The organism is Pseudomonas sp. MB-090624, from assembly GCF_003205245.1.
Taxonomy (GTDB): Bacteria; Pseudomonadota; Gammaproteobacteria; order Pseudomonadales; family Pseudomonadaceae; genus Aquipseudomonas; species Aquipseudomonas juntendi.
Map to the genome: position 1 here is coordinate 59091 of NZ_QJRK01000021.1, position 22854 is coordinate 81944.

Annotated in this window: 23 protein-coding genes; 9 read left to right on the plus strand and 14 right to left on the minus strand. The window is 63.7% G+C overall.

Annotation, left to right across the window (positions count from 1 at the left end; translation table 11 throughout):
• Positions 1 to 42 precede the first annotated feature (42 nt).
• The gene (locus DMX12_RS13505) at positions 43 to 756 is read left to right on the plus strand and encodes a UTRA domain-containing protein (RefSeq protein WP_054912940.1); all 714 of its coding nucleotides are present in this window, start codon (positions 43 to 45) and stop codon (positions 754 to 756) included.
• 100 nt (positions 757 to 856) lie between these two features.
• Here the strand turns inward: DMX12_RS13505 and DMX12_RS13515 are convergent, their stop codons facing one another.
• The 7 genes from DMX12_RS13515 to minC form a co-directional block, all read right to left on the minus strand.
• On the minus strand, positions 857 to 3010 hold the full coding sequence (locus DMX12_RS13515; RefSeq protein ID WP_054912951.1) for a mechanosensitive ion channel family protein: 2154 nt from the start codon (positions 3008 to 3010) through the stop codon (positions 857 to 859).
• Positions 3011 to 3054: 44 nt separating this feature from the next.
• Positions 3055 to 3222, minus strand: a complete 168-nt coding sequence (locus DMX12_RS29495; protein WP_009686254.1) for a hypothetical protein — start codon at positions 3220 to 3222, stop codon at positions 3055 to 3057.
• A gap of 220 nt (positions 3223 to 3442) precedes the next feature.
• Positions 3443 to 4732: a M18 family aminopeptidase gene (locus DMX12_RS13520; RefSeq protein WP_110678068.1), complete on the minus strand. Its 1290-nt coding sequence runs from the start codon at positions 4730 to 4732 to the stop codon at positions 3443 to 3445.
• Positions 4733 to 4912: 180 nt separating this feature from the next.
• Positions 4913 to 5548 carry an RluA family pseudouridine synthase gene (locus tag DMX12_RS13525; RefSeq protein WP_029885883.1) on the minus strand — a complete coding sequence of 212 codons (636 nt, stop codon included), beginning with the start codon at positions 5546 to 5548 and terminating at the stop codon, positions 4913 to 4915.
• Between the two features lie 153 nt (positions 5549 to 5701).
• Positions 5702 to 5956, minus strand: coding sequence for a cell division topological specificity factor MinE (gene minE, locus DMX12_RS13530; protein WP_009682849.1), 255 nt, complete (start codon positions 5954 to 5956; stop codon positions 5702 to 5704).
• Between the two features lie 3 nt (positions 5957 to 5959).
• Complete coding sequence (minD, locus tag DMX12_RS13535) at positions 5960 to 6772, minus strand: septum site-determining protein MinD (RefSeq protein WP_003252574.1); 813 nt, start codon at positions 6770 to 6772, stop codon at positions 5960 to 5962.
• A 120-nt stretch (positions 6773 to 6892) separates the two neighbouring features.
• Complete coding sequence (minC, locus tag DMX12_RS13540; RefSeq protein ID WP_110678069.1) at positions 6893 to 7654, minus strand: septum site-determining protein MinC; 762 nt, start codon at positions 7652 to 7654, stop codon at positions 6893 to 6895.
• 111 nt (positions 7655 to 7765) lie between these two features.
• Between minC and DMX12_RS13545 the strand changes: the two genes are divergently transcribed.
• Positions 7766 to 8701 carry a lipid A biosynthesis lauroyl acyltransferase gene (locus DMX12_RS13545; RefSeq protein WP_110678071.1) on the plus strand — a complete coding sequence of 312 codons (936 nt, stop codon included), beginning with the start codon at positions 7766 to 7768 and terminating at the stop codon, positions 8699 to 8701.
• A 25-nt stretch (positions 8702 to 8726) separates the two neighbouring features.
• The gene (locus DMX12_RS13550) at positions 8727 to 9878 is read left to right on the plus strand and encodes a patatin-like phospholipase family protein (protein WP_110678073.1); all 1152 of its coding nucleotides are present in this window, start codon (positions 8727 to 8729) and stop codon (positions 9876 to 9878) included.
• A 54-nt stretch (positions 9879 to 9932) separates the two neighbouring features.
• Here the strand turns inward: DMX12_RS13550 and DMX12_RS13555 are convergent, their stop codons facing one another.
• On the minus strand, positions 9933 to 10760 hold the full coding sequence (locus DMX12_RS13555) for a VacJ family lipoprotein (protein WP_009682854.1): 828 nt from the start codon (positions 10758 to 10760) through the stop codon (positions 9933 to 9935).
• Positions 10753 to 12051, minus strand: a complete 1299-nt coding sequence (locus tag DMX12_RS13560) for a serine/threonine protein kinase (protein WP_054912170.1) — start codon at positions 12049 to 12051, stop codon at positions 10753 to 10755. Before DMX12_RS13560 ends, DMX12_RS13555 begins: the two co-directional genes overlap by 8 nt.
• A gap of 190 nt (positions 12052 to 12241) precedes the next feature.
• Here DMX12_RS13560 and DMX12_RS13565 point away from each other — a divergent pair, with 190 nt between their 5' ends.
• Entirely contained in the window at positions 12242 to 12610 is a 369-nt protein-coding gene (locus tag DMX12_RS13565; RefSeq protein ID WP_054890444.1) for a hypothetical protein, read from the plus strand.
• A 40-nt stretch (positions 12611 to 12650) separates the two neighbouring features.
• Here the strand turns inward: DMX12_RS13565 and DMX12_RS13570 are convergent, their stop codons facing one another.
• Positions 12651 to 14216: a beta (1-6) glucans synthase gene (locus DMX12_RS13570; RefSeq protein ID WP_110678075.1), complete on the minus strand. Its 1566-nt coding sequence runs from the start codon at positions 14214 to 14216 to the stop codon at positions 12651 to 12653.
• A 197-nt stretch (positions 14217 to 14413) separates the two neighbouring features.
• Here DMX12_RS13570 and DMX12_RS13575 point away from each other — a divergent pair, with 197 nt between their 5' ends.
• From DMX12_RS13575 to DMX12_RS13585, 3 genes are all read left to right on the plus strand, one after another.
• On the plus strand, positions 14414 to 15274 hold the full coding sequence (locus tag DMX12_RS13575) for a glycine betaine ABC transporter substrate-binding protein (protein ID WP_009682858.1): 861 nt from the start codon (positions 14414 to 14416) through the stop codon (positions 15272 to 15274).
• 239 nt (positions 15275 to 15513) lie between these two features.
• Positions 15514 to 15825 carry a DUF485 domain-containing protein gene (locus tag DMX12_RS13580; protein WP_009682859.1) on the plus strand — a complete coding sequence of 104 codons (312 nt, stop codon included), beginning with the start codon at positions 15514 to 15516 and terminating at the stop codon, positions 15823 to 15825.
• A complete protein-coding gene (locus DMX12_RS13585; protein ID WP_009682860.1) occupies positions 15822 to 17486 on the plus strand; it encodes a cation acetate symporter in 1665 nt (554 codons plus the stop codon). The genes DMX12_RS13580 and DMX12_RS13585 overlap by 4 nt, the downstream gene beginning before the upstream one ends.
• A gap of 62 nt (positions 17487 to 17548) precedes the next feature.
• Here DMX12_RS13585 and DMX12_RS13590 read toward each other — a convergent pair whose 3' ends face one another.
• On the minus strand, positions 17549 to 17701 hold the full coding sequence (locus DMX12_RS13590) for a DUF3309 family protein (protein ID WP_009682861.1): 153 nt from the start codon (positions 17699 to 17701) through the stop codon (positions 17549 to 17551).
• Positions 17702 to 17896: 195 nt separating this feature from the next.
• Here DMX12_RS13590 and DMX12_RS13595 point away from each other — a divergent pair, with 195 nt between their 5' ends.
• Complete coding sequence (locus DMX12_RS13595) at positions 17897 to 18706, plus strand: SDR family oxidoreductase (RefSeq protein WP_054890442.1); 810 nt, start codon at positions 17897 to 17899, stop codon at positions 18704 to 18706.
• 120 nt (positions 18707 to 18826) lie between these two features.
• Positions 18827 to 19009, plus strand: a complete 183-nt coding sequence (locus DMX12_RS13600; RefSeq protein ID WP_110678077.1) for a carbon storage regulator — start codon at positions 18827 to 18829, stop codon at positions 19007 to 19009.
• On the opposite strand, the gene DMX12_RS13605 is transcribed toward DMX12_RS13600, so the two are convergent.
• The 3 genes from DMX12_RS13605 to ngg form a co-directional block, all read right to left on the minus strand.
• Complete coding sequence (locus DMX12_RS13605; RefSeq protein WP_039603187.1) at positions 19006 to 19233, minus strand: YheU family protein; 228 nt, start codon at positions 19231 to 19233, stop codon at positions 19006 to 19008. The two genes, DMX12_RS13600 and DMX12_RS13605, sit on opposite strands and share 4 nt — an antisense overlap.
• Positions 19234 to 19855: 622 nt before the next feature.
• Complete coding sequence (locus DMX12_RS13610) at positions 19856 to 21040, minus strand: osmoprotectant NAGGN system M42 family peptidase (protein WP_054912166.1); 1185 nt, start codon at positions 21038 to 21040, stop codon at positions 19856 to 19858.
• 67 nt (positions 21041 to 21107) lie between these two features.
• Positions 21108 to 22853: an N-acetylglutaminylglutamine synthetase gene (gene ngg, locus DMX12_RS13615; protein ID WP_110678079.1), complete on the minus strand. Its 1746-nt coding sequence runs from the start codon at positions 22851 to 22853 to the stop codon at positions 21108 to 21110.
• Position 22854 lies beyond the last annotated feature (1 nt).

Sequence of the window (22854 nt, forward strand, 5' to 3'; positions counted from 1 at the left end):
CCCCTTTGTGGGGCTGGACTAGTCCAGATAGGTAACCTTTTGATGCAGTCGACGCCCCCGCGTGCGGTAACAGCCATCTGCCATGCCCTGCAGGAGCAGATCGAGCACGGCTTGCTGGAGCCGGGCGGCAAGTTGCCGGCCGAGCGCCGGCTGAGCGAGCTGTTCGGCACCACGCGCATTACCCTGCGTGAAGCGCTGGTGCAGCTGGAAGCCCAGGGCCTGATCTACCGCGAAGAGCGGCGCGGCTGGTTTGTGGCGCCGCAGCGCCTGACCTACGACCTGATCGAACGCAGCCACTTCCATGCCATGGTGCGCGCCCAGGGGCGCGTGGCCAGCACCGAGCTGCTGTCGGCGCGGCTGCAGCCAGCCCCGGCGGCCATCTGCGCGCGCCTGCAGTTGCCAGCGTTGTCCAGTGTGGTGCGCATCTGCCGGTTGCGGCGCATTGATGGGCGGGCAGTGTTGTATGCCGAGCACTACCTCGACCCCCGGTATTTTCCGGACATCCTCGAGCACGACCTGGCGCAGTCGCTGACCGAGATTTATGGGCGGGTGTATGGCATCGAGTATGGGCAGGTGTGTTTCGAGATCCTGCCCACGGCATTGCCGGTCGAAGCGGCGGGGGCGTTGAAAGTATCGGCGGGGAGCCCGGGTCTGCACATTACCCGGGTCAACAGCGACCAGTATGGGCACCTGATCGACTGTGACCTGGAGTATTGGCGGCATGATGCCATTCGTATTCGTGCCCAAGCGGGCTAGGGTGTTGGCTGCTTCGCGGGCTTGCCCGCTCCTACAGGTACTGCACAGGCCTTGAACACTATGATTACCCTGTGGGAGCGGGCAAGCCCGCGAAGAGGCGCTAACTGGAGGAACCGGTTTCCGCCATCCCGCCACCCCCAGCGGTCACCACCTGCACCGACAACCGTGGCGTCGCCAGATCCAGCCCGGCCTCGTCCAGCTGCCGCTTCAGCGCCAGGTTGAACGCCCGCGACACTTCCCACTGCTTGATCGGCGCGGTCTTGAACCGTGCCCGCAACACCGCCGAACCCGACTCGAAGCTTTCCACCCCCTGCAGCTCCAGCGGCGACCAGATATTGCGGCGCATCAGTGGGTCGTTGCGCAGTTTTTGCCCGACTTCGCGAATCAGCGTGATGGCCTGGTCGATGTTCATGCTGTGCGGGATCGCCACCCGGAAGATCGCGTAGCCGAACTCCCGCGAGTAGTTCTTGATGCTCTTGATTTCGCTGAACGGAATAGTGTGCACGATGCCGTCGATATCGCGCAGGCGCACGGTGCGAATGGTCAGCCCCTCGACGGTGCCCAGGTGGCCGCCGACATCCACGTAGTCGTCGATGGCCAGCGAGTCTTCGATGATGATGAACAGCCCGGTGATCAGGTCGGCCACCAGCGACTGCGCGCCAAAGCCGATGGCCAGGCCGATCACGCCGGCACCGGCCAGCAGCGGGGTGACGTTCATGCCCATGTTGGCCAGGGCCACGATCACGGCAATGATGAAGATGACCACGAACATCACGTTGCGGATCAACGGCATCATGGTTTGCGCGCGGGCATTGGCCAGCCCCCGGCGCGAACGTACCAAGGCATGGTGCACGGCGGTGTCGGCCAGGATCCACACCAGCCAGGCGACGATCAGCGTGCCGGCCAGCCCCAGCAGGCGCACGCTGATGTCGTGACCGTCGCCCTCGGCGAAGGTGATCATCGACAGGCCCCACACGCGCAGGCCCAGCTCGATGAACAGCAGCCAGATGAGGATGTGCACCAGCAGGTAGCCAAAGTTGCGCAGGCGTTCGGCATACACCGCCTGGCGCTTGGCCGCCCGCTTGGGGTTGGCTGCATGCCGCCGCACCAGGCCATTGAGCACCATGCACACCACCACCAGCACCGTGCACATCAGCGACTGGCGCAGCGCGGTGCTGGTGTCACCGGCAGAAACGAAGGTGGCGAACAGTGAAATCGCCACCAGGATCAGTGCGGGAATGAACCAGAAGCTGCCAAGGATCTCGATGGTGTCGCTGAGCGTGCGCCGCGTCAGGCGCCGGGACAGCGGCTGGTTGCGGATCAGGTGGGCGATCGGCCGGCGGAAGCGCAGGATGAACAGCCCGGTACACAGGGCGGCAATCACATTGGCCAGGGTTGCCAGCGCATGCGCCAGGTGGGTACCCAATGCCACCAGCAGGCGCGGGTCGCTCATGGCCTCGCCAAAGGCGGCGAAACTGCCGATCAGCCACAGCGGCCGGAACGCCTGGTGCCGCAGGATATGCAGGGCGCGGTGGCGGTGCGGGCCGTCGAGCAGCGAAAAGGCGATGACGCACACCGCCGAGAAGCAGGTGCCCACCACCAGCGCGTAGGCCAGCACCATGGCCAGCGATTTGCCCAGTGACGGCGGCAGCACGAAGCTCAGGTACACGGTGAACACCAGCGCCACCAGCCAGGGGCCCAGCTTGCGCAAGGCAAAGCGCACCAGGTCCCAGGTGCGTGGGTGTTGCGGCAGTTCTTCACTCAGGCCAAACCGCAGGCGTATGCGGTGGCCGACCCAGTTGAAGAAGTAGGCCAGCAGGCTCCACACGGCAATCACCGCGGCAAAGCCGAACAGGATGGCCGGCCACTGGTGCACCGGCACCATCAGCTCGGTCAGCTCGACCTGGGCCTGTTCGATTTCCGCCGCCCAGCGGTGGAACGGGCTGGCATCGCCGCTGAACTGTTTTTCGAAGTCACTCAGCGCACCGCCGATCAGGCCGAGCACACCTTGCTCGACACTGGGCTGAGTTTGCCGGGTGGCATCGCGCAGTTTTTTCAGGTCGGCCAGCAGCTTGGCCCGTTGCTGGTCGTTCTCGAGGTTCTTGATCACCTCGTCCAGCGACTTGCCCAGTGGCTCGGTGGCCTCCGGCTGCGCGGGCGCGCTGCTGCCCAGCAGGCTGGGCAGGCCCGCTGCCTGCACCGGGGTGATGAACAGCAAGAACAGTAGGGACAGGAAACGCAGAAGGGCAGGCACTGGCAAATCTACCTCAGGTCAAACGATTGCCCGAGTGTAGAGGTTTATGTCGGCAGTTTCTCGAGGATCTTCCAGCAGGTCAGGCCAAAGATGCCCAAGGTGCCGATCCACATCATCAGCACACCGATACTGCGTTCGCGCATGCTGAAACCAACGGTCAGCAACAGCAGGAACAGGAAAACCGGCACGAACAGGGACAAAAACGGGGACATGGACAGCAATCCTTTTGCAGTGGGGCCATGTAACAAGCATAGCGGGTGGCAAGCGAAGCGGGATTGACCTTGAGCAGGCCAGGCCCTGTCGCCGGCAAGCCAGCTCCCATAGGTCCCCTGCAGGCCCTGGCATTGTGGGCTACAGGCAACCCCGCCGACCCAGGTATTGTGGGGACCTGTGGGAGCTGGCTTGCCGGCGATAGGGCCAGACCTGCCTACCTCAAGGCAGCTCGCGGCACCGGTAGAACGCTGTCAGCACCTTCACCAGGTGCGCCAGGTCATGGCTACCACACAGCTCGCGAATCGAGTGCATGGCAAAGGTGGGCAAGCCGATATCCACGGTGCGCACACCCAGGTGGCTGGCCGTGATCGGCCCGATGGTCGAGCCACAGCCCATGTCGCTGCGTACCACGAAGCTCTGCACGGGCACTTCTTCGGCCATGCACAGGTGGCGGAAGAACCCAGCGGTTTCGCTGTTGGTGGCGTAACGCTGGTTGCTGTTCACCTTGATCACCGGCCCGGCGTTGAGTTTGGGCCCATGGTTGCCGTCGTGCTTGTCGGCATAGTTGGGGTGCACGCCGTGGGCGTTGTCGGCCGATACCATCAGCGAACGCTGGATGGTGCGCACGTAGGTGTCGCCATCGGGCAGCAGGCGTTGCAGGGTCTGCTCCAGCATCGGGCCATCGGCGCCGCAGGCCGAGCAGCTACCGACCTCTTCATGGTCGGTGCACACCAGCACGCAGGTTTCGTCGCTGTCGGCGGCCAGCAGTGCCTGCAGGCCGGCGTAGCACGACAGCAGGTTATCCAGGCGGGCCGCGGCGATGAAGTCGCCATTCAGGCCGACCAAGGCGGCCTGCTGGGTGTCGTAGAAGCTCAGTTCGTAGTCCAGCACCACGTCGGCGATCAGCTCGTGTTCACGGGCCAGTTGCTCGGTGAGCAGGGCGCGGAAGTCGATGCGTTCGTCACCGGCCACCTGGGCCAGAATCGGCGGCAGTTCGTTCTGCGGGTTGATCGCCCAGCCCTCATTGGCGGTGCGGTTCAGGTGGATGGCCAGGTTGGGGATGATGGCAATGGGCAGTTTGAAGTCGATCAGTTGGCTTTCGACCTTGCCATCACGGCGGTAGGTGACCCGCCCGGCCAGCGACAGGTCGCGGTCGAACCACGGCGCCAGCAGGGCGCCGCCATACACTTCCACACCCAGTTGCAAAAAGCCCTGGCGCTGCAGCTCGGGCTGCGGCTTGACCCGCAGGCAAGGGCTGTCGGTATGCGCGCCGACCATGCGGATACCGTGGTGTAGCGGGTCTTGCTTGCCCAACTTGATGGCGATGATCGATGAATCGTTGCGGGTAACGTAGTAGCGCCCGCCCGGCACCGTGGCCCAGCTATCACGCTCGTCCAGGCGCTGGTAACCGGCTGCCTCCAGGCGTTGGGCCAGGCTGGCGGTGGCATGGAAGGGCGTGGGGGAGGCCTTGAGAAAGTCGATAAGGCCAGAATTCAGTGCATCGCGCATAACTCACTCCAATTCGAGCTTCAAGCTATAAGCTTCAAGCCATAAGCTACAAGCCATAAGCTACAAGCCATAAGCTACAAGTCGTAAGCTACAAGCTTCAAGCAAAGGCAGTCCGCGGAGCAAGCTTCCACGCGATCTGTCTTTGCTTTTTCTTGCAGCTTGAAGCTTGAAGCTTGCAGCTTAAAAAGGTGCAGGGCACTCGAACTTCAGCCGTTGCCCGGAAACCGGGTGGGTGAAGCTCAGCATCGAGGCGTGCAGGCACAACCGCTCATGCGCCGCCAATGCCTGCGGGTTGGCATACAGGCGATCGCCCAGCAACGGGTGCCCGATCGACAGCATGTGCACGCGCAACTGGTGTGAACGCCCGGTGATCGGGGTCAGCTCCACCCGGCAGTGGTCGCCACAGCGCTCGACGATGCGCCAGAAGGTCAGGGCATGCTTGCCTTGCTCATGGTCCACCACGTGGCGGGGCTTGGTCGGCGGGTCGTAGCGCAGCGGCAGGTCGATGCTGCCGCTGTCCAGCGCCGGCTGGCCCCAGCACAACGCGGTGTAGGCTTTTTCGGTTTCACGGTCGTGGAACTGGCGCGACAGCTCGCGGTGGCTGTCGGCATCGCGGGCCAGCAGGATGATGCCCGACGTTTCCCAGTCCAGGCGGTGCACGATCAGGGCGTCGGGGTAGCCGTTTTCCTGCAGGCGGGTGATCAGGCAGTCCTTGTTGTCGTCGGCGCGGCCAGGCACCGACAGCAGCAGCGTCGGCTTGTTGATCACCAGGATGGCGGCGTCTTCGTGCAGGATCTGGATGTTCGACAGCGGCATTGCTCGGTCTCGGTTATATCAGGGGAAAACAGCGGGGCCGCTTTGCGGCCCTTTCGCGACACAAGGCCGCTCCCACAGGGGGGTGCATAACCCTTGTGGGAGCGGCCTTGTGTCGCGAAAGGGCTGCAACGCAGCCCCGGCTTTTTTGCCGAATCAACGATCCGGCAAGGTAATGTTCAGCTCCAGAATCGAGCAGCTGCCCTGGTTCTCCAGCTCGATATGCACGTCGTCATTGCCGATGTTCACATACTTGCGGATCACTTCCAGCAGTTCTTTCTGCAGCTCCGGCAGGTAGTCCGGCTCGCTGCGCTGGCCGCGCTCGTGCGCCACGATGATCTGTAGACGCTCTTTCGCCACCGACGCGCTGGTCTGTTTCTGTCTGCCACGAAAGAAGTCAAAAAGGTTCATGGTTTATTTGCTCCCGAAAATGCGCTCGAAGAATCCTTTCTTCTGTACATCGATGAAGCGCATTGGCTTCTCTTTGCCCAACAGGCGGTCGACTGCATCGCTGTAGGCCTGGCCAGCGTCGCTCTGGTCATCGAGGATGACCGGGATACCCTGGTTGGAAGCCTTGAGCACAGCCTGAGACTCCGGGATGACGCCTTTGAGTTTGATCGACAGGATTTCTTCGACGTCGGCCACGCTGAGCATTTCGCCCTTCACCACGCGCTCGGGATGGTAGCGGGTGATCAGCAGGTGCTCCTTGATCGGCTCTTCGCCGTTCTCGGAACGGCGCGATTTGCTCGACAGGATACCCAGCATGCGGTCCGAGTCACGTACCGACGACACTTCAGGGTTGGTCACGACAATCGCTTCGTCGGCGAAATACATCGCCAGGTGCGCGCCTTTCTCGATACCGGCCGGCGAGTCGCAGATCACGTACTCGAAGTCCTTTTTCAGGTCCATCAGTACCTTTTCCACGCCTTCCTGGGTCAGCGCGTCCTTGTCACGGGTCTGGCTGGCGGCCAGCACGTACAGGTTCTCGAGGCGCTTGTCCTTGATCAGGGCCTGCTGCAGGTTGGCTTCGCCGTTGACCACGTTGACGAAGTCGTACACCACGCGGCGTTCGCAGCCCATGATCAGGTCGAGGTTACGCAGGCCCACGTCGAAGTCGACGATGACGGTCTTGTGGCCGCGCAGTGCGAGGCCGGTACCAATGGCGGCGCTGGTGGTGGTCTTGCCCACACCCCCCTTGCCGGAAGTAACCACGAGAATCTTGGCCAAGGTGTTTCACCCCTAAAATAGTCGGGACACTTGTCCCTGCAAAAAACTGAAATAGCTTTAATAGCTCAAATAAAAGGCAACTGTAAAAAAAGTTGCACTAAAAATGCTGGCAAGTATCCGTTAAAGACGGGTGATGTTCAACACGTCACCAGACAGGCTGACTTGCACGCCGGTGCCCCACAGCGGGTCGCGGCGCAGGTCTTCGCAGACCTTGTACTGGCCAGCGATGGAGACCATTTCGGCGGTCATCTGCTGGCAGAAGATACGTGCCTTGGTATTGCCTTTGATGCCGGCCAGGGCGCGGCCGCGCATGGCGCCGTACACATGGATGTTGCCATCGGCCAGAAGTTCCGCACCCGGGCTGACCGAAGCCGTGACTATCAGATCGCCACCTTGGGCGTAGATCTGCTGGCCACCGCGTACGGGCGAAGTGATGATGCGGGTCGGGCGTACCTCCGGCTCCGGGGCGGGCGGCGGTACTGGGGCGGGGTCTGGTTTTTTTACCGCTTCGGGTTCGGGCTCCAGCGGCCGCTCACGGGCGCCGGACGGCGGCAGCACGGGCAGGTCGATGGCGATGGCGGCGGCGATGTCCTCGATGCGGCTGGCACGAATGGCCAGCGTGCGCAGGCCATGGTGGCGGCAGATCCGCATCAAGCCGGGCAGGTCGATTGCCCCTTCATCGGCAGGCAGCTTGTCCAGCGCCAGCACCAGCGGCGTGTTACTGAAGAAGTTCGGCGCCTGGGCGACTTTGGCCGCCAGCTGGCGGTCCAGGGCTTCAAGGTCATTGCGCGCCAGTTCCAGTACGGTGATGGCAAGCATGCTGCCCTTGAGCTGGAACACGGAAGCGGTGTCGGGTGTGTGGTTTGGGCTCATGGTCTGCATAGACGGCTTGTTGCGGAAAAAGTGCCCTGACTTATAACGAGAACACCGGTTGCCCGCAACATGCGCTGATCCGTTGTAGAATGCGCAGCCTTTGTCTTTCCGGATGCTTCAATGGAACGCCCGCGTTTTCGTCGCTATTACCTTCACCCAAAGTTCTGGGGCCTGTGGCTGGGCCTGGGCCTGCTGTGGCTGGTAGTCCAGTTGCCGTACCGGGTGCTGTTGAAAATCGGTGCCGCGCTGGGCGCGGTGATGTACCACTTTGCCGGCGAGCGCCGGCGCATTGCTGCGCGCAACCTGGAGCTGTGCTTTCCGGAGCTGTCAGTCGACGAACGGCAGCGGTTGCTGAAGGCCAACTTCGCGTCCACCGGCATCGCCTTTTTCGAAATGGCCATGAGCTGGTGGTGGCCCAAGGCGCGGCTGGCACGCTTGGCCCATGTCGAGGGCCTGGAGCACCTGCAAGCCGCGCAGCAGGCGGGGCAGGGGGCCATCCTGATGGCGGTGCACTTCACCACCCTGGAAATCGGCGCGGCGCTGCTGGGCCAGCAGCACACCATCGACGGCATGTACCGCGAGCATGGTAACGCGCTGTTCGATTTCATCCAGCGCAGCGGCCGCGAGCGCCACAACCTAGATTCGCTGGCGGTGGAACGCGAGGATGTGCGTGGCATGCTCAAGCTGCTGCGTTCGGGCCGGGCGATCTGGTACGCGCCGGACCAGGACTACGGCACCAAGCAGAGCCTGTTCGTGCCGTTGTTCGGCATACCCGCCGCAACGGTCACGGCCACCACCAAGTTTGCCCGGCTGGGCAAGGCGCAGGTCATTCCGTTCACCCAGAAACGCCTGGACGATGGCAGCGGCTACCGGCTGGTGATCCACCCACCGCTGGCGGACTTCCCCGGGGAAAGCGAAGAGGCCGATTGCCTGCGCATCAACCAGTGGGTCGAAAGCGTGCTGCGCGAATGCCCCGAGCAGTACCTGTGGGCGCACCGCCGGTTCAAGTCGCGGCCCGAAGGGGCTGAGCGGCTGTATGACAAGAAAAGGCGTTGAACTCTGTGTCGGCGGGAAGCACGCCATGGCCCCACCTGCGGTAACCGGCCTTATCCTGTCTGGCGGTGGCGCCCGCGCCGCCTATCAGGTCGGCGTACTGGCCGGCATCGCCGAGCTGTTGCCGGCCAGCGCAGCCAACCCGTTCCCGGTGATCGTCGGCACTTCGGCAGGGGCCATCAACGCCGTGACCCTGGCCAGCGGTGCCGGCCAGTTCAACAGCGCCGTTCAACGGCTGACGCACTTCTGGCAGAACATTTCCAGCCACCTGGTGATCCGCAGTGACTGGCCTGGGGTGGTGCGCCAGGCCAGCCGGTTTGTCGGCCACAACCTGCTTGGGCTGGGCGGCCAGGCGCCCGTGGCGTTGCTCGACAGCCGCCCGCTGCGCACCTTGCTGGAGGCGCAGCTGAACCTGGATGGCATTGGCCAGGCCTTGGCCGCCGAGCAACTGCGCGCGGTAGCGGTAACCGCCTTCGGTTACGAGTCCGGCCAGGCGGTGACCTTCTACCAGGGCCGAGGCTCGATCGAGGCCTGGTTGCGCCACCGCCGCATCGGCGTGCCCACGCCGCTGGGCATCGACCACCTGCTGGCCAGTGCGGCGATCCCGCTGCTGTTCGCGCCGGTGCAGCTGGGTGACGAGTATTACGGTGACGGTGCGGTGCGGCAGTCGGCGCCGATAAGCCCGGCCCTGCACCTGGGTGCCAGCCGGGTGCTGGTGGTCGGCGTCAGCGGCAACCCGCAGCGGCCTGCGCCACCCTTGCCGCCCCAGCGGGTGTTCAGCGGGCAGCAGCCAAGCCTGGCGCAGATCGGCGGGCACCTGCTCAACAGCACCTTCATCGACAGCCTGGAAGATGACATCGAACTGCTGCAGCGGCTCAACCACCTGGGCCGGCTGTTGCCAGCGCACCTGGACGCACGCCGCCTGGGCCTGGCACCGATCGACGTGCTGGTGGTTGCGCCCAGCCAGCCGCTGGACGAGATTGCCGCGCGCCACCGCCGCGACCTGCCGGCGGCGCTGCGCCTGTTCCTGCGCGGGCCGGGGGCAACCCGTACCAGTGGCGCGGGGGTGTTGAGCTATCTGCTGTTCGAAGCCGGTTATTGCAGTGAGCTGATCGAGTTGGGGCGCCGCGACGCCCTGGCCAAAAAGCGCGAGCTGTGCCAGTTCCTGGGTATCGGATAACGCCTGCGCCGGCCCTTTCGCGGCATTGCACCGCCGCCAAAGGGCCGGGCCGGGTTAGTCGGCTATCTGCAGCTTGCGCGACTGGGTATACACGTAGCGCACTTTTTCATACTCGAACGGCGAGTTGAGCTGGCCATAGCGGAATTTGGTGTTGTAGCGCTTGTCCACCACGCGCAAGGCGAAGATCTCGGGGTGGTCCTTGCTGGCGTCGGCCACGTTGAGGTAGTTGATGCTCTGCTCGCCGGCGTAGTCCACTGCCAGGCCGGTGGTATCGCGCAGGTTCGACGGGCCCAGCAGCGGCAGCATCAGGTACGGCCCTTCGGGTACCCCGTAGAAGCCCAGCGTCTGGCCAAAGTCTTCGCTCTGCCGTGGCAGGCCCATGCTGGTCGCCGGGTCCCACAGCCCGCCTACGCCAATGATGGTGTTGAACATCAGCCGCGCGGTGATCTCGGCCGAGCGCTTGGCCTTGAGCTGCAGCACGCTGTTGAACAGGTTCGGCACATCGCCCAGGTTATTGAAGAAGTTGCTGACCCCGGTGCGGACGAAGCTTGGCGTGACGTACTGGTAGCCGTTCACCAACGGCAGCAGCACCCACTGGTCGAGGCGGTAGTTGAAGTGGTAGATGCGCCGGTTGACCGACTCCAGCGGGTCGTACACGTTCAGCGCCTCCAACGTGGAGCGCTCGAACTCGCGCTGGTCCAGGCCGGGGTTGAATTTCAGCTCGCGCAGCGGGTCGAGAAAACCGTCGGACTCGGGCACCAGTGGCGCTGTGCCAACCACCTGCGGGTCGGCCTCGACCACGCTGGCCCGCGGTGCGGTTTCGGCGGCCAGGGTGTGGCCGGCGGCTAGCAGGGCAGTGGCGAAGAGGAGTTTGTTAACCACGGAAGAACTCCAGCATGGCGTCGCTGTTGACGCGGTAGTTGAGGTTGCCGCAATGGCCGCCATGGGGGTAGAGGGTCAGCCGGTCACCAAAGACCTTGCGCAGGAAGCCGATGTCGCCCGGGCCGAGGATGACGTCGTCGGCGTTGTGCATCACCGCGATCTTGTCGCTGCTGTGCAGGTAGTCTGCCAGCGCGTACAAGCTGACCTGGTTGATCAGTTGCAGGATGCTGTTGCCGTCGGTGCGTGCACGCCACATGGGGATTACCTGCTCGGTCATGTAGCAGTCGAAGTCACACTGCAGGGCACGTTTGAAGAACGGCGTGAGGCTGCTGCCTTCGGTGATCGGGTACTTCGGCGGAATGATCAGGCCGCGACGGTTGATCAGGTCGGAGGTAAAGGCAATGTCGGCCGCCGAGAAGCGGAACGAGGTGCCGATCAACATGGCCATCTGTTCGTTGGACAAATGTTGCTTCGACTGCTGGAAGTCGTACAACAGGGCATCGTTGAGGTCGATGTAACCCTTGTCCTGGAAGTAGCGGGTGAGCTTTTGCAGCATCAACTCGTAGAAGGTGGTGCTGCGGTCGATGCCCTTGACCTGGGTTTGCACCAGCTTGTCGAGGTTGTTGATCGAGGTGTACAGGTTGACCGGTGGGTTGAGCAGCAACACGCGCTTGAAGTTGAAGCTGCGGCGGGTTTCGTCCAGGTGGCTGACGAACGCCGCGTCGAGGGCCCCCAGGCTGTAGCCGGTGAGGTAGAACTCGCTGACCGGCAGGCGCGGGTGCTGGGCCCGCACGGCCTGCATGACCCGGTACAGGTCTTCGGCGTCTTCCTGGGTGATGCCGGGGGTGGCAAAGCGCGAGGCGGCGCTTATGAAGTCGTAGCTGGTAGGCGACGACAGCTGCACCACGTGGAAACCGGCCTGATAGAACAGCTTCTTCAGGTATTCGTTGATGGTGCTGGTGTAGGCGGCCCCGGTGCCGGCGATGATGAAGATCAGCGGCGCCGCGTGGTCCTGGCGGGCCAGGCGGTACTTGAGCTTTTTCACCGCCCAGAAGTTGTCGGGCAGGATGAACTCGCGCTCCGGGCGCAGGTTCAGGCTGTAGTCGGACTGGTCGATGTCTTCATCGCTGGGCAGGGTCGGGCGCTGCTCCGGCGGTGTGGTGGCGATGGTGGCCTCGAACGGGTTGGTCAAGGGGTAGCCATAGCTGGCGGCGTCGATATCGCGCGCTGAAGCGGCCACAGCCATGAGCAGGCCACCGAGCAAGGCAGCGAGGCGCAAAGTACGAAGCATGTAATCCCCCAAAAGAACGCAAGGTCAAGCGTATGCAGGCTAGGACCACTGCGGGCTGAACAAAGTTGCCTGGCGTAGTGGCCTTTGGTGTTCTTGTTATCTGCAACATAGCTGCAGGCCGACAATTTTGCCTTATCAGGGGCGATGGGTGATCATCGTTTTCTTCAATAGTGACTGTAGGGAAAACAGGATGTCTCGTGCCTTGCCGGCAGCCATGGTCATGCTGTTCATCGGGCTGTGGCTCGCAGCCAGTTACGCGGTGCGTTACGGGCTGATGGAAGACGGCCAGTGGGTCGGCCTGTGCACGTTACCGGCGGCGTACTGGCAGTGCGAGGTCCGGTCGTTGCTGGGGCTGGGCATTCACCACCAGGTGCTGGCCTGGGGCGGGTTGGGCCTGGCCCTGTTGGCGCAGGTGGTCGCCGGCCGTGCAGGCTGGTGGCTGGCCTTCCTGGCCCTGGTGTTCGCGGTGCCGGCGCTGGTGCTGTATACCGCCAGCATTGCGGTGTTTGCGCTGGTGCTGGCGGGCTTGCGGTTGGTCCGCTCGCAGCAGCGGGCCTGACCAGGCCAACCGCCGCATTAAAGGTGCGCCGCGGCCGCCATCACACCGCGCGCAGCCGCAAGCTGCGCCACAGCGCCACGGTCATTACCACGCTCACCACCGCCCACCCCCAGGCCTGGCGGTTCTGCAGCCCTTCGACAAACAGCTGTGGCGCCACCCCGGCGCCCACGATAAACGCCAGCAATGCCACCTCCGCCCGCGGCGCGCGCACCGGCCACAGCGCGTACACCAGCGCCGGCAACGCCAGCGCTGCAGTGGGGAAGCTGCGGTAGCGCGGGTCGAACACCAGCGCCAGCATGCTCACCGCCGCAGCGAAGCCTGCTGCCAGCAACAGCCAGCCGGCGCGGGCCTGCAACCCGGCGAACAGCCGCTCGCGCCAACCGGCGCGCTGCGCCTGGGCCAACACGGCATGGGCCAGCACCAACAGGTTCAATGCGACCAGCGCCAGCGCCCACACCCATTCCCCGGCGAAGCGCGCATGGGTGCGCACCAGCTCGCCCCACAGGCCCAGGCAACCCGCCCCCAGCGCAGCCAGCAGCGGTAACAGCAACGCCGCCCGCAGGGTGGCGGGGCGCCCGGCCAGCACCAGCATGACCAGCATCAGCGCGGCGCTGCCCAGCAACCACTGCGGCCAGTAGTGCAGGTTGCTCACCGGCCCTTCCAGCACACCCTTGTCCTGCCGGTCGGCATCGTACAACCCCCAGTACCCGCCCACCGCACCTTCGTTGGCACGCTTCCACGGCTGGTCGAAGGCCTCGATCAGGTTGTAGTGCCAGCCATTGGCCTCTGCCATGCTCACAAAACCACGAATGAAGCGCGCTTCATTGACCCGGCTGGGCACTGCCGTCTCGCGCTGGCGACCTTCGCTGGGCCAGCCGGTTTCACCAATCAGGACGTCCTTGGGCGCAAAGCGCGTACCGAACACCCGGCGTACATCGGCGACATGGGCCAAGGCCTGGTCGATGCCCTGGGGGTCGTCCTCCCAGTAGGGCAACAGGTGAATGGTGAGGAAGTCCACCGCCGGTGCCACCTGCGGGTGCTGCAACCAGAATTCCCAGACATCGGCGTAGGTCACCGGCACGTGCACCTGGCTTTTCACCCGGGCGATCAGCGTGGCCAGGTGCGCACCGGTCACCTCCTTGCGCAGCAGGGTTTCGTTGCCGACGATCACTGCGCTGACCACGTCGGGGTTGGCATTGGCGGCGGCGATCAGCAGGTTGATTTCCCGCTCGGTGTCGGCGGCGTGCGCATTGACCCAGGCCCCCAGCATCACCTTCAGGCCGTGCTTGCGCGCCAGCGCCGGTATTGCTTCAAGACCGGTCATGGAATAGGTGCGAATGCACTGAAAGCGTTCGGCCAACAAGGCCAGGTCGGCATCCATACGCTGCGGGCGCAGCCGAAACGGTTGGTCGTAGGGCGACTGGTCCTTGTCGAACGGTGTGTACGAGGCACATTGCAGCTTGTGTGCAGGGCTCGCGGCATCGGGCAGTTGCAGCGGCTTGCCAAGCCCGTACCAGAGCGCTCCCAGCCCCAGCAGGGCAAAAAGGCAGGCAAGCAGGTACAACGGCAGCAGCGCGCGGGCAGAACGGGGCATCAGGCGGTCCATCGTCAGGCACAAAGGGATAGATAGTAGCCCGGCGCCAAAGCTTTGGCATGCAAGGATCGCGCAGGTCGTGGTGGGCATATGGCGCTAATGGCACAGTGCTGTCGCATATGGGGCAGGTACAGGTCGCAGCTGGATCAGGTCGCCCGGGGTTGCAGGCAGATGATGGAATCTCCAAGACCTGACGAGGGGATGCTTTGATGGCGACTTTGAAAAAAATGCGACGTTTCCTGGGCGTGGGCACCGCCTTGGTACTGGGATTGAGCGCAGCACAGGCAATGGCCAAGGAAGTGAGCATTGGCTACGTGGACGGCTGGGCCGACAGCGTGGCAACCACCAACGTGGCGGCCGAAGTAATCAAGCAGAAGCTCGGCTACGATGTGAAGTTGCAGGCCGTTGCCACCGGGATCATGTGGCAGGGTGTGGCGACCGGCAAGCTCGATGCCATGTTGTCGGCCTGGTTGCCGGTGACCCATGGCGAGTACTGGGCCAAGAACAAGGATAACGTGGTCGACTACGGCGCCAACTTCAAAGATGCCAAGATCGGCTTGATCGTGCCTGAGTACGTCAAGGCCACCAGCATCGCCGACCTCAAGACCGACAACAGCTTCAAGCAGAAGATCGTCGGCATCGATGCAGGCTCGGGCGTGATGATCAAGACCGAACAGGCCATCAAGGACTACGACCTGACCGGCTACAAGCTGCAAGCCAGCTCGGGCGCCGCGATGACCGCCGAACTGGGCCGTGCCTACGCCAAGCAGCAGTCGATTGCAGTGACCGGCTGGGTGCCGCACTGGATGTTCGCCAAGTGGAAGCTGAAGTTCCTCGAAGACCCGAAAGGCGTTTATGGCGCGTCGGAAACCGTAAACAGCATCGGCAGCAAAGAACTGGCGACCAAGGCACCGGAAGTGGCCGAGTTCCTGAAGAAATTCAGCTGGCAGTCCAAAGACGAGATTGGCGAAGTGATGCTGGCCATCCAGGAAGGCGCCAAGCCTGAAGCGGCGGCCAAGGATTGGGTGGCCAAGCACCCGGACCGCGTGAAGGAATGGACTGGCAAGTAACGACCTGAAGGGCCGGTTTTGTTGCTTCGCGGGTAAACCCGCTGCCGCAGGGCTATCACAAGGCTGAACCTTGTGGTGGGCCCTATGGCAGCGGGTTTTCCCGCGAATGGCCCGGCACTTTGTTACGCAAACGGTAAAACACCGTTGCATCTAAGACTAAGGTCGTCTGGTTGGCGTCCATCGGCAGCATAAAGTAAGGGTGTGGGTGTTTCCCTACTTGTGCTGCTAGGACAAAAACAATGAACGACAGCATTTACCTCTCGATACAAAACAGCCCTCGCTTCAAGGAGCTGGTCAGCAAACGCGAACGGTTCGCCTGGATTCTCTCGGCGATCATGCTCGGCTTGTACTGCGCTTTCATCCTTCTGATTGCCTACGGTCCTCACATACTGGGCGCCAAGCTCAGCCCTGAGTCGTCGATCACCTGGGGTATCCCCATCGGCGTCGGCCTGATCGTCTCGGCATTCGTCCTTACCGCCATCTACGTGCGCCGCGCCAACGGCGAGTTCGATGAGCTGAACAAGGCCATCCTGAAGGAGGCGCAACAATGATTCGCCACGCCAAAGCCCTGGCCATACTGGCCTGCGGAGCCTTCGCACCCGCCGTGTGGGCCGCCGATGCCCTGACCGGCGAGGTGCAGAAGCAACCGCTGAACGTCTCTGCCATCGCCATGTTCGTGGCGTTCGTCGCCTTCACCCTGGGCATCACCTACTGGGCCTCCAAGCGCAACAAGTCGGCGTCGGACTACTACGCCGCCGGCGGCAAGATCACCGGTTTCCAGAATGGCCTGGCGATTGCCGGCGACTACATGTCGGCAGCCTCGTTCCTGGGCATTTCCGCACTGGTGTTCACCTCTGGCTACGATGGCCTGATCTACTCGATCGGCTTCTTGGTCGGCTGGCCGATCATTCTCTTCCTGATTGCCGAACGCCTGCGCAACCTGGGCAAGTACACCTTCGCCGACGTGGCTTCGTACCGCCTCGGGCAAAAGGAAATCCGCACCCTGTCGGCTTCCGGCTCGCTGGTGGTGGTGGCGTTCTACCTGATCGCGCAGATGGTCGGTGCCGGCAAGCTCATCGAGCTGCTGTTCGGCCTGGACTACCATGTGGCGGTGATCCTGGTGGGTATCCTGATGTGCCTGTACGTGCTGTTCGGCGGCATGCTCGCCACCACCTGGGTACAGATCATCAAGGCCGTGCTGTTGCTGTCCGGTGCCAGCTTCATGGCGCTGATGGTGATGAAACACGTGGGCTTCGATTTCAATACGCTGTTCTCCGAAGCGATCAAGGTGCACGCCAAGGGCGAGGCCATCATGAGCCCGGGCGGCCTGGTCAAAGACCCGATCTCGGCGTTCTCGCTGGGCCTGGCGCTGATGTTCGGTACGGCCGGCCTGCCGCACATCCTGATGCGCTTCTTCACCGTCAGTGACGCCAAGGAAGCCCGCAAGAGCGTGCTGTACGCCACCGGCTTCATCGGCTACTTCTACATCCTCACCTTCATCATCGGCTTTGGCGCCATCCTGCTGGTCAGCACCAATCCTGACTTCAAGGACGCCGCAGGCGCGCTGCTGGGCGGCAACAACATGGCCGCGGTGCACCTGGCCAATGCCGTGGGTGGCAGCGTGTTCCTCGGCTTCATCTCGGCAGTGGCGTTCGCCACCATCCTGGCGGTGGTCGCCGGCCTGACCCTGGCGGGCGCCTCGGCAGTGTCCCACGACCTGTACGCCAGCGTGTGGCGCAAGGGCAAGGCCAACGACAAGGACGAGATCCGCGTGTCGAAGATCACCACCGTCGCCCTCGGCGTACTGGCGATCGGCCTGGGCATCCTGTTCGAGAAGCAGAACATCGCCTTCATGGTCGGCCTGGCGTTCTCCATCGCCGCCAGCTGCAACTTCCCGGTCCTGCTGCTTTCGATGTACTGGAAAAAGCTGACCACCCGTGGCGCCATGATCGGCGGCTGGCTGGGCCTGGTCAGCGCAGTGACGCTGATGATCCTTGGCCCGACCATCTGGGTGCAGATCCTGGGCCATGAAAAGCCGATCTACCCGTACGAGTACCCGGCGCTGTTCTCGATGGCCATTGCCTTCGTCAGCATCTGGTTCTTCTCGGTCACCGACAAGTCCAAGGCCGCAGAAAACGAACGCGCGCTGTTCTTCCCGCAGTTCGTCCGTTCGCAGACTGGCCTGGGGGCTTCGGGTGCCGTGTCGCACTGAGCCCGCCCGCCCATGAAAAAACCGCGCCGAAGCGCGGTTTTTTTATGCCTAGCGTGGCGCCGCTAGATCCTGCCCAGCAGTAACAACACCAGCAGGACCACCAGTACCACGCCGACGATGCCGGACGGGCCGTAGCCCCAGCTGCGCGAGTGTGGGAAGACCGGTAAGCCACCAATCAACAGAAGAATCAGGATGATGATGAGGATCGTGGTCATGTACGTGTCCTTGCGTGGTTGGGGGTCAAGGGCCTCGGGTTGCCGGCCTCTTGTAAGTTCGGACTGTTGGGCAATGTGAAAGATTCCATTTTGTGCCGGTTCATGCCCCCACATTCACTACCCTGATGAACCCTGCCCTTGGCCAGCCCCTTGTTTAGACTCGTTTCATTCCTCAACGAGACAGGGCCAGCCACCATGCACAACCGCATCATGATTACCGGAGCCGGCTCAGGCCTCGGGCGCGAGATTGCCCTGCGTTGGGCACGTGAGGGGTGGCGCCTGGCGCTGGCCGATGTCAACGAGAGCGGCCTGCGTGAAACGCTGGACCTGGCCCGTGCGGCCGGCGGTGAGGGTTTCGTCCAGCGCTGCGACGTGCGCGACTACAGCCAGCTCACAGCCCTGGCCCAGGCCTGTACCGAGCAGTTCGGTGGCATCGACGTGGTGGTCAACAACGCCGGGGTTGCCTCGGGCGGGTTCTTTGCCGAGCTGTCGCTGGAAGACTGGGACTGGCAGATCGCCGTCAACCTGATGGGCGTGGTCAAGGGCTGCAAGGCCTTCCTGCCCCTGCTGGAGCGCAGCAAGGGGCGCATCATCAACGTCGCGTCGATGGCCGCCCTGATGCAGGGGCCGGGCATGAGCAACTACAACGTCGCCAAGGCCGGCGTGCTGGCGCTGTCGGAGAGCCTGCTGGTGGAATTGCGCCAGGTGGAAGTGGCGGTGCATGTGGTGTGCCCGTCGTTCTTCCAGACCAATCTGCTGGACTCGTTCCGCGGCCCGAACCCGGCCATGAAGGCGCAGGTCGGCAAGTTGCTGGAAGGGTCGCCGATCAATGCGGCGGACATTGCCGACTACATCCACCGGCAGGTCGCTGCTGGCGAGTTCCTGATTATGCCGCATGAGGCCGGGCGGCAGGCTTGGGAATTGAAGCGGCAAGCCCCCGAGCGGCTCTACCAGGAAATGGCCGAAATGGCCGTGAAAATGCGTGCCAAAGCGGTTTCGCGATGAAATATCTGTAGGGCGAATTACCAGTAGATGTAGGGCGCTTCTGAATCGCTGCGGAGCTATTGAGTAGCCTGATCCTGACGATGCAGTCTCCGGTTTTACCTTGTGCAGGAGGACCGGAACATGTTGGTGATAGGGCGCGAAGTGGGCGAGGTCATCATGATCGGTGAGAACATCCGCCTCGTGTTGGTCGAAACCCGTGACGGGGTGGTGCGCTTTGGCGTGGACGCCCCACGGGAAGTGCCGGTGCACCGGTCCGAGGTGTACAAGCGCATCAAGGAAGCCAAGAAAGCCGAGGCCGGCTAGTCGAGCAGTTCCCGCGGCACGTCATGCTTGGCCAGCAACTGGCACTGCTGGCTTTCGGGGTCGAAAAGGATGAAGGCCTGGCCCTTGGCCAATGCCTGGCGTACCCGCAGTACCCGTGTTTCGAGCGGGGTATCGTCACCATTGTCGGTACCGTCGCGGGTGACGAAGTCTTCGATCAGGCGGGTGAGTGTTTCGGCTTGCAGGTGCTCGTAGGGGATCAGCATGGGGCGGTGTCTCGGGTTACGGTGGGGGCATGCTACGCGAAACATTGGGGCTTTTGGGGCCGCGTTGCGGCCCATCGCGACACGAGGGCGCACCTCAACGACCGCGAAATTTTTGAGCTGTGGGAGCAACTGTCTTGTATTGCCTGGGCTGGCCTCATCGCCGGCAAGCCAGCTCCCACAAGGATTGCACACGCGCTGCATGTCTTCTGACAAACACCTGTCAGCCCTGATGCGATCCCTGTGGGAGATTCTATGGGTCCTGGCAAGGGTAGCCGGAGCATCTTCAGCGCCTGTGAGATCGAGCGCCGCCCGCGCGGCGCAATCGCGAGCTGCGCTCGCTCCTACGTTTGTTTCGGGCCAGTAACGCCTGTGACAGGCGCGCGCGGCCGCCTTGTTTGTACGGCGCGATATTGAGGCATGCACCAAGGCGTTCGCGCGCGAATCCCACAGGAATAATTGGCCCGAAACAAACGTAGGAGCGAGCGCAGCTCGCGATTGCGCCGCGCGGGCGGCGCTCGCTCTAACAGGCGCTGCATACCTTGTGGCAAACACCTGTCTGCCCTGATGCGATCCCCGTGGGAGCTGGCTTGCCTGCGATGGGCCGCAAAGCGGCCCCAGGGCCTCAGGCCTTGTTACCGACCAGGCTGTCGACCGCCGGCACGCGCGTGTCGCTCTCCATCTGCGCATCGTGTTCCAGCTGGTGGCTGAAGCGCTCCAGCGAGGCATTGGCCGGCTGTGAATCGCTGGCGAATACCGGCGGACTGAGCAGGTACGCCGACAACAACTGGCTCAGGGCCGCCAGGCTGTCGATGTGCGTCCGCTCATAGCCGTGGGTGGCATCGCAGCCGAACGCCACCAGCGCGGTGCGAATGTCGTGCCCGGCCGTTACCGCCGAATGGGCATCACTGAAGTAGTAGCGGAACAGGTCGCGGCGTACCGGCAGGTCGTGGTCGCCGGCCAGTTTCAGCAAGTGCCGCGACAGGTGGTAATCATAGGGCCCCGACGAGTCCTGCATGGCCACGCTCACGGCGTGCTCGCTGGAGGCTTGCCCGGGCGCCACCGGCGCAATGTCGATACCGACGAACTCGCTGACGTCCCAAGGCAGGGCACCCGCTGCGCCCGAGCCGGTTTCCTCGGTAATGGTGAACAGCGGGTGGCAGTCGATCAGCGGTTGCTGGCCGCTCTCCACCACTGCCTTAAGCGCGGTCAGCAGCGCCGCGACACCGGCCTTGTCATCCAGGTGACGGGCGCTGATGTGGCCGCTGTCCGTGAACTCGGGCAGTGGGTCGAAGGCCACGAAGTCACCAATGCTCACCCCCAGCGCCTCGCAATCGGCGCGGGTGGCGCAATAGGCATCCAAGCGGACTTCCACGTGTTCCCAGCTGACCGGCATCTGGTCGATGGCGGTGTTGAAGGCGTGCCCACTGGCCATCAGCGGCAGTACGCTGCCGCGGAACACGCCGGTGTCGGTGAACACGCTGACCCTGCTGCCCTCGGCGAAGCGGCTGGACCAGCAGCCAACCGGCGCCAGGGCTAGCCGGCCGTTGTCCTGCAGTTGGCGCACGCTGGCGCCGATGGTATCGAGGTGCGCGGATACGGCGCGGTCGGGCGAGGTTTGCCGGCCCTTCAAGGTCGCGCGAATGGTGCCGCGACGGGTCAGCTCGAAGGGGATGCCCAGTTCGTCCAGGCGTTCGGCCACGTAGCGCACGATGGTATCGGTGAAACCGGTCGGGCTGGGGATGGCCAGCATCTCCAGCAGCACGCGCTTGAGGTATTCGAGATCGGGTTCGGGGTGTCGCTCGGACATGGTTGAATACTCCTTGCTCCTGTGCCGGCCTTTTCGCGAGTGAACCCGCGAAGAGCCCGGCACTGGTTTACGCCAAAGGCCGGCTATGCGGGAACAGCAGGTCGATGAAACGCTCGGCCGTTGGCTGCGGTTCGTGGTTGGCCAAGCCGGCGCGCTCGTTGGCTTCGATGATCACGTACTCGGGCTGTTCGGCATCACGCACCATGAAGTCCAGCCCGACCACCGGAATTTCCAGCGCCCGTGCAGCGCGCACGGCGGCGTCGGCCAGCACCGGGTGCAGGCGGGCGGTAACGTCTTCCAGGGTGCCGCCGGTGTGCAGGTTGGCGGTGCGCCGCACGGCCAGGCGCTGGCCGGGGGGCAGTACGTCGTCGTAATCCACGCCAGCAGCGCGCAGGGTACGTTCGGTTTCTTCATCCAGCGGGATACGGCTTTCACCCGCCGTAGCGGCCTGGCGACGACGGCTTTGGGCCTCGATCAACTGGCGCACACTGTGCTTGCCGTCACCCAGCACCTGGGCCGGGTGGCGAACGGCCGCTGCCACCACTTCATAGCCGATCACCACGATGCGCAGGTCGAGGCCGGCATGGAAGCTTTCCAGCAACACCCGGCTATCGAACTGGCGGGCATGGGCGACCGCCTGGGTCACGTCGTCGATGCAGGTCAGGTTTACCGCTACGCCCTGGCCTTGTTCGCCGTCAACGGGCTTGACCACCACCGCGCCATGCTCGTCGAGAAAGGCCAGGTTATCGTCGGCATTACCGGCCAATTGTTGCGCCGGCACCTGCAGCCCGGCAGTGCGCAGGGCATGCTGGGTCAGGCGCTTGTCCTGGCACAGGGTCATGGTCACGGCGCTGGTCAGGTCGCTTAGCGACTCACGGCAGCGGATGCGCCGGCCGCCCAGGCTGAGGGTGAACAGCCCGCCGGCGGCGTCATCCACCTGTACCTCGATGCCGCGGCGCAATGCCTCGTCGACGATGATGCGTGCATAGGGGTTGAGGTCGGCCTGTGGGCCGGGGCCGAGGAACAGTTGCTCGTTGATGCCGTTCTTGCGCTTGACGGCGAAGGTGGGCAGGTTGCGAAAGCCAAGCTTCTGGTACAGGCGCTTGGCCTGGCGGTTGTCGTGCAGCACCGAAAGGTCGAGGTAGGCCAGGCCGCGGCTCATGAAGTGCTCGATGAGGTGGCGCACCAGCACTTCACCCACGCCGGGGCGGGTGCAGTGCGGGTCGACTGCCAGGCACCACAGGCTGCTGCCGTTCTCGGGGTCATCGAAAGCCTTGGCATGGTTCAGGCCCATGACGCTGCCGATGACCGCGCCGCTGTCTTCGTCTTCAGCCAGCCAGTAGACCGGGCCGCCCAGGTGCCGAGGGGTGAGCAAGTCGGCATCGACCGGTAGCATGCCGCGCACCTGATACAAGGTGTTGATGGCCTGCCAGTCGGCCGGGTTCTGCGCCCGCCGCACGCGAAAGCCGCGAAATACCCGCTGCGCCGGGCGGTAATCGGTGAACCACAGGCGCAGGGTGTCGGATGGGTCGAGGAACAACTGTTGTGGCGCCTGCGCCAGCACCTGCTGCGGTGCTGCCACATATAGCGCGATATCGCGTTCGCCTGGGCATTCGCCCAACAGGTCGTCGGCCAGGTCGGCCGGGTCGGCATAGGTGTGGCCAATCAGCAGCCGGCCCCAGCCGCAGTGCACGGCACGCGGCTGTTGGTGTGGCTGGCTGCCGTCGCCGGCCAGGCGCGCCTGCAGGCGCTCGTAGGACGGCGCCTGGCCACGCAGCAGGCGCTGACCGTAGGCGATTTCGTGGGGTTTCATC

Bases quoted from the DNA above. Each gene is read 5' to 3' on its own strand.
- DMX12_RS13505 (WP_054912940.1), top strand. From the start codon at position 43: ATGCAGTCGACGCCCCCGCGTGCGGTAACAGCCATCTGCCATGCCCTG.
- DMX12_RS29495 (WP_009686254.1), bottom strand. From the start codon at position 3,222: ATGTCCCCGTTTTTGTCCCTGTTCGTGCCGGTTTTCCTGTTCCTGCTG.
- DMX12_RS13520 (WP_110678068.1), bottom strand. From the start codon at position 4,732: ATGCGCGATGCACTGAATTCTGGCCTTATCGACTTTCTCAAGGCCTCC.
- DMX12_RS13525 (WP_029885883.1), bottom strand. From the start codon at position 5,548: ATGCCGCTGTCGAACATCCAGATCCTGCACGAAGACGCCGCCATCCTG.
- minE (WP_009682849.1), bottom strand. From the start codon at position 5,956: ATGAACCTTTTTGACTTCTTTCGTGGCAGACAGAAACAGACCAGCGCG.
- minC (WP_110678069.1), bottom strand. From the start codon at position 7,654: ATGCAGACCATGAGCCCAAACCACACACCCGACACCGCTTCCGTGTTC.
- DMX12_RS13545 (WP_110678071.1), top strand. From the start codon at position 7,766: ATGGAACGCCCGCGTTTTCGTCGCTATTACCTTCACCCAAAGTTCTGG.
- DMX12_RS13550 (WP_110678073.1), top strand. From the start codon at position 8,727: ATGGCCCCACCTGCGGTAACCGGCCTTATCCTGTCTGGCGGTGGCGCC.
- DMX12_RS13560 (WP_054912170.1), bottom strand. From the start codon at position 12,051: ATGCTTCGTACTTTGCGCCTCGCTGCCTTGCTCGGTGGCCTGCTCATG.
- DMX12_RS13565 (WP_054890444.1), top strand. From the start codon at position 12,242: ATGTCTCGTGCCTTGCCGGCAGCCATGGTCATGCTGTTCATCGGGCTG.
- DMX12_RS13570 (WP_110678075.1), bottom strand. From the start codon at position 14,216: ATGGACCGCCTGATGCCCCGTTCTGCCCGCGCGCTGCTGCCGTTGTAC.
- DMX12_RS13575 (WP_009682858.1), top strand. From the start codon at position 14,414: ATGGCGACTTTGAAAAAAATGCGACGTTTCCTGGGCGTGGGCACCGCC.
- DMX12_RS13580 (WP_009682859.1), top strand. From the start codon at position 15,514: ATGAACGACAGCATTTACCTCTCGATACAAAACAGCCCTCGCTTCAAG.
- DMX12_RS13585 (WP_009682860.1), top strand. From the start codon at position 15,822: ATGATTCGCCACGCCAAAGCCCTGGCCATACTGGCCTGCGGAGCCTTC.
- DMX12_RS13590 (WP_009682861.1), bottom strand. From the start codon at position 17,701: ATGACCACGATCCTCATCATCATCCTGATTCTTCTGTTGATTGGTGGC.
- DMX12_RS13595 (WP_054890442.1), top strand. From the start codon at position 17,897: ATGCACAACCGCATCATGATTACCGGAGCCGGCTCAGGCCTCGGGCGC.
- DMX12_RS13600 (WP_110678077.1), top strand. From the start codon at position 18,827: ATGTTGGTGATAGGGCGCGAAGTGGGCGAGGTCATCATGATCGGTGAG.
- DMX12_RS13605 (WP_039603187.1), bottom strand. From the start codon at position 19,233: ATGCTGATCCCCTACGAGCACCTGCAAGCCGAAACACTCACCCGCCTG.
- DMX12_RS13610 (WP_054912166.1), bottom strand. From the start codon at position 21,040: ATGTCCGAGCGACACCCCGAACCCGATCTCGAATACCTCAAGCGCGTG.
- ngg (WP_110678079.1), bottom strand. From the start codon at position 22,853: ATGAAACCCCACGAAATCGCCTACGGTCAGCGCCTGCTGCGTGGCCAG.